This window comes from Frateuria sp., from assembly GCF_013362045.1.
GTDB lineage: Bacteria > Pseudomonadota > Gammaproteobacteria > Xanthomonadales > Rhodanobacteraceae > Frateuria_A.
Genome location: NZ_JABFWW010000030.1, coordinates 1 through 4,361 on the forward strand (window position 1 = coordinate 1; position 4,361 = coordinate 4,361).

Sequence of the window (4,361 nt, forward strand, 5' to 3'; positions counted from 1 at the left end):
GGCAGCAACCGCTGTTCGATCCGGACCGCAAGCCAGTGGCGCACGCCGCCAGCGGCGGCGGCCAGCTGGGCGACATGCAGCTGACCGGCATCCTCCTGACGCCCACCCTGCGCATGGCCCTGTTGCACAACAAGCGCGAGGGCGACAACGGCCAGGAACTGCGCGTGCGCGAAGGCACCCGCCTGCCCGACGGCAGCTGGACCCTGGTGGAGGTGCGCCCGCGGTCGGCGGTATTCGACTCCTCGAGCGGCCGCGTCGAGCTGCAGCTGCCGGCCGGCGCGCCGATCGAACAGTTGCACGGCGGGCAGGCTCCTGCTGGACAGGAGCCTGCAGGCCGTCCCGCCGAAGGCTCGTCGGTGCCCAACGAGCTGCCGGAGGACTCGGGCGAGCGGCCCCCGCTCGAACCCGTGCCGGCAAAAGGCGAGGAGCAACCCGGCGCCATTCCGGCCAGCCCGCAAAGCGGCGGCGGAGGCGGTGGAGCGCAATCCGGCGGCGCAGCGCTCTCCGCCTTGCGCGGCGCCCCGACCGACATGGACTTGAGCAACGACGCGCGCCAGGCCGCGCGCCTGCGCCAGCTCAAGGCCGCCATCGAAAAGCGCCGCGCCGCACAGGCCGCCGCGCAGGCAAATCAAGGAGACCGTTGAGCCATGTCCACCCTAGCCCTGCACCGTCTGTCCCGGATCGGCGCGATTGCGCTGACGGTCTGGCTTGCCGGCTGCGCCAGCGTGCCGCAGCCGCGCGACGACTACGCGTTGCAGCGCGAGGCCGTGGCCGGCACCGAAAAGCCCGTGCCGGCGCCATTGCCGCTCAACAACACCGCCAATCCCGCGCAGGAGGGCAACCCGCAGCCGCAGCTCAACAGCGGCACCGGGCGGTTCATCCATCCGCAGCCGCTGGCTCGCCCGCGCCCGCCGGCGCACGGCGAGAACGCGGTGACCTTCAACTTCGAAAACCAGCCGGTGCAGGCGGTGGTCAAGGCGATCCTCGGGGATTTCCTCAAGAAGAACTACACCATCGTGCCGGGCGTGCAGGGCAACATCTCCTTCTCCACCTCCGAGCCGATCGACGCCAGCCAGGCGCTGCCGGTGCTGGAGACGCTGCTGTCGTGGACCGGCAACGCGCTGGTGCAGCAGGGCGGCAGCTACGTGGTGCTGCCGGCCAAGAACGCGGTAGCCGGCAGCCTGGTGCCCAGTCTGGGCGCGGTGGCGCCGCAGGGCGGCATGCAGGCGCGGTTGTTTCCGCTGCACTACATCTCCGCCACGCAGATGCAGAAGCTGATCAAGCCGTTCGCGCGGCCCGACGCGATCCTGCTGGTCGACCCTTCGCGCAACCTGCTGGTGCTGGCCGGCACGCCGCCGGAACTGGACAACTACTCGCGCACCGTGCGCACCTTCGACGTGGACTGGCTGAAGGGCATGTCGGTGGGCGTGTTCAGCCTGCAACGCGCCAACGTCACCGACCTGATGCCCAAGCTCGACGCGATGTTCGGCAAGAACGGCGACACCCCGCTGGCCGGCATGCTGCGCTTCATCCCGATCGAGCGCACCAACGCGCTGGTGGTGATCAGCGCGCAGCCGGACTACCTGCAGGAGGTGGGCGACTGGATCGCGCGGATCGACCGCGGCGGCGGCAACGAGCCGCAGCTGTACGTCTACGACGTGCGCAACATCAAGGCCTCGGACCTGGCCAAGTACCTGGCGCAGATCTACACCAACGCCGCCGCCGGCGGCAGCAGCGGCGGCGAGGTGGGTCCCGGGCTGACCTCGGGCACGCTGGGCAGCGCCGAGAACGCCAACGGCACCGCGATGGGCAGCACCGCCGGCGGCTTCGGCAACAGCGGCGGGCTCGCCGGCAACGAGGGCGGCTTCAAGGGCGGCAACGACACCGGCACCGGCGGCCTGGGCAACGGCAGTCTGCTGGGCGGCGGCACCGGCAACGGCGCGCTGGGCGGAGCCGGCGGCAGCTTCGGCAACAACAGCGGCCTGCCCAATGCGACCAGCGCCGCTAACGACCAGCAGTACACCTCCGCCGACGGCTCCATCAAGATCAGTTCGGTCGACGCCAACAACCAGCTGCTGGTGCGGGCACGGCCCTCGCAATGGTCGGAGATCGAGGAGGCGATCAAGCGCCTGGACACCGTGCCGCTGCAGGTGCAGATCGAGACGCGCATCCTCGAGGTGCAGCTCACCGGCGCCTTCCAGTTCGGCGTGCAGTGGTATCTGGAAGGGCTGATCCGCGGCACGCCCAACGGCAGCGGCGGCATCACGCCCGGCCAGCCGGGCAACCAGCAGCAGTGGGCGCTGGGCAGCGGAGGCATGACCTACAACCCGGCCGGCGATTCGTTCTTCTACTCCTTCGTCAACAACAACCTGCAGGTCGCGCTGCACGCGCAGGAGACCGACGGCAACGCCAAGACGCTGTCGGCGCCCTCGCTGGTGGTGATGAACAACCAGGTCGCGCACATCCAGGCGGGCGATCAGATCCCGGTCAACCAGACCTACTTCACCACCGGCCTGGGCACCACCACGGCCAACAACCCCACCACCATCGGCCAGGTGCAGTACATCAGCACCGGCGTGATCCTGGACGTGCAGCCGCGCATCAATCCGGGCGGCCTGGTCTACCTCAACATCAAGCAGCAGGTGAGCGTGCCCTCGACCAAGGACACCAACGGCAACTACACCATCCAGCAGCGCGAGATCGCCACGCAGGTCGGCGTGCAGAGCGGCCAGACGGTGCTGCTCGGCGGCCTGATCCGCCAGGACGAGGGCAACAGCGACACCGGCATCCCCGGCCTGAACCGCATACCTTTGGTCGGCCGCCTGTTCGGCACCACCGACCGCCATCGCAACCGCTCGGAGCTGATCGTGCTGATCACCCCGCGCGTGATCGGCTCCAGCGACGACGCCAAGCGCATCACCGACGAGTACCAGGCCAAATTCGAATCGCTCGCGCCGCTGCGCGCCGAGCACGCCAAGGAAGCGCCGCCGCCGGCCGCCTCGCCCGCCGACGTGCCGCTGCCCACGCCGCCAGCCACGCCCGAGCAGCTGAACCAGCAGGCCGAGGCCGCGCTCAAGCAGACCGACTACGGCGCTGCCCAGCGGCTGGCACTGGAGTCCTGGCGCGACGGCCCGCAGCATGGCGACCTGTGCGCGCGCAACTGGCAGATCATCGCCAGCGTGCGCACGCACCTGGGCGACACCGAGGGCGTGGCCACGGCGCACAAGTGGATGGAGCAGTGCAGGGCGGGTGGCAAGTAATCCCGCGTTGACCCCGTCTCCGCGGCGCTTGGAAGCCCTCCCCTTCAAGGGGAGGGTGTCCGGGGCACATCCGAGCCGATGTCGGCAGGCCGTTATCATCCTTCCGGATGACGCAAGCCTCACCCGTGTTCCCGATCACCCCGCTGCTGCCCGAGCTGCGCGCCTCGCTCGACGTCCACCCGCGCCTGGTCCTGGAAGCCCCGCCCGGCGCCGGCAAGACCACCCAGGTGCCGCCGGCGCTGCTCGACGCGCCCTGGCTTGCAGGGCGCCGCATCGTGATGCTGGAACCGCGCCGCATCGCCGCACGTGCCGCCGCGCAATTCATGGCGGCGCAGCGCGGCGAGGACGTTGGCCAGAGCGTTGGCTACCGCATTCGCTTCGAGTCGAAGCTGAGTGCGGCCACGCGCATCGAAGTGGTCACCGAAGGCATCCTCACGCGGCTGATCCAGGACGATCCCGACCTCGAGGGCATCGGCGCGATCCTGTTCGACGAGTTCCACGAGCGCCACCTGGCCGGCGACCTCGGCCTCGCGCTCACGCTCGACGTGCAGGCCACCCTGCGCCCGGACCTGCGCCTGCTGGTGATGTCCGCCACGCTCGACGGCGAGCGCATCGCGCGCTGGCTGGACGCGCCGCGCCTGTCCAGTCCGGGCCGCAGCCACCCCGTGCGCATCGCGCATCCGCCGGCACGCGCACAGGAGACGCCCGAGCACCAGCTCGCCCGCGTCGCCCGCCAGGCGCTGGAAGAAAACGACGGCGACGTGCTGGTGTTCCTGCCCGGCCGGCGCGAGATCGCCCGCGCGCAGGCGCTGCTGGAAAAAGCGCTCCCCTCGTCCCTCGGGAGAGGGGCTGGAGGAGAGAGGTCCGGCGAAGCGGACCGCTGCGCTTCGCCCTCTCCCGGGGAGAGGGGGTTCGAGATCGAGCTCGTCGCCCTGCACGGCGAGCTTTCGCTGGCCGACCAACAGGCCGCTCTGGCGCCGGCCGAAGCGGGCACGCGCCGCGTGATCCTCGCCACCAACGTGGCCGAATCCAGCGTGACCCTGCCCGGCATACGCGCGGTGATCGACTCGGGGCTCGCACGCGAGCCGCGCTTCGATCCCA

3 protein-coding genes are annotated in these 4,361 nt (G+C 70.5%); all 3 read left to right on the forward strand.

What is annotated here, in order from left to right; genetic code table 11:
* Positions 1 to 644, forward strand: a 644-nt coding sequence (locus HOQ08_RS01535; RefSeq protein ID WP_291190549.1) for a hypothetical protein, incomplete at its 5' end; no start/stop codon positions are given.
* Between the two features lie 3 nt (positions 645 to 647).
* Positions 648 to 3,260, forward strand: coding sequence for a type II secretion system secretin GspD (gene gspD / locus HOQ08_RS01540; RefSeq protein WP_291190552.1), 2,613 nt, complete (start codon positions 648 to 650; stop codon positions 3,258 to 3,260).
* A 107-nt stretch (positions 3,261 to 3,367) separates the two neighbouring features.
* The coding region (locus HOQ08_RS01545; RefSeq protein ID WP_291190555.1) for a helicase-related protein at positions 3,368 to 4,361 on the forward strand (994 nt) is incomplete at its 3' end.

What these genes read in the sequence shown, in the direction of transcription:
- gspD (WP_291190552.1), top strand. Translation starts at nt 648, where the DNA reads ATGTCCACCCTAGCCCTGCACCGTCTGTCCCGGATCGGCGCGATTGCG.